The organism is Testudinibacter sp. 'clade 2' (assembly GCF_006227735.1).
In the GTDB taxonomy this organism is placed as follows: domain Bacteria; phylum Pseudomonadota; class Gammaproteobacteria; order Enterobacterales; family Pasteurellaceae; genus Chelonobacter.
Map to the genome: position 1 here is coordinate 1 of NZ_VDHB01000263.1, position 665 is coordinate 665.

General features: G+C 35.3%; 1 protein-coding gene. It reads left to right on the forward strand.

Annotation, left to right across the window (positions count from 1 at the left end; translation table 11 throughout):
• Nucleotides 1-665 (forward strand): restriction endonuclease subunit S (locus tag FHQ30_RS13130; RefSeq protein WP_176552787.1); only part of this gene is annotated, 665 nt, incomplete at both ends.

The window sequence follows — 665 nt, forward strand, 5'->3', positions numbered from 1 at the left end:
CAGCACAGCACAGCACAGCCAGACTGGGCTTTTATGGAAGCCTTTGTCAAGCAAAAAGAGCGGTTGCAGATTGGAGAACTTATGAATAAATTAAGTTCTCAAGCCGTGGATTTGCTCATTGCCAACGGTGGGCTGAAAGAGCGTGAGTGGGGTGAGTTTTTAATTGGCAATTTATTTACAATTAAAATCGGTAAAAGTATTGATGGTAATAAAGTTGATCGTAAAACAGGGAAAACTGCTTATATCACTAGAAAAGAAAGTCATAATGGTTTGGATGGTTTTATTGATGATAATAGTGAATTATTAAATATTGATTATCCTGTTATTACGATTGGCAATGAAACAGCAGAGCCCTTTGTTCAAAACTACCCATTTTTTACAGGAACAAAAGTCAATATTTTAAAAGCAAAATCAGAAATAAGCCTTTCTGCTTTGCAGTTTATTGCGACAAGTTTAAGAATGCACAAAAGCAAATATTCTTATTCATTTACGATTAACTCAACGAGATTAAAGCAACAAAAAATTCTGCTTCCCATTGATCAATCAGGCGATCCTGATTGGCAATTTATGGAAGCCTTTATGAAAAAAATTGAGCAGGATAAAATAAAAACCTTGCTTTCTTATTACAACAAGGCCACAATTTTTGCGGAACGGAACGGAACGGA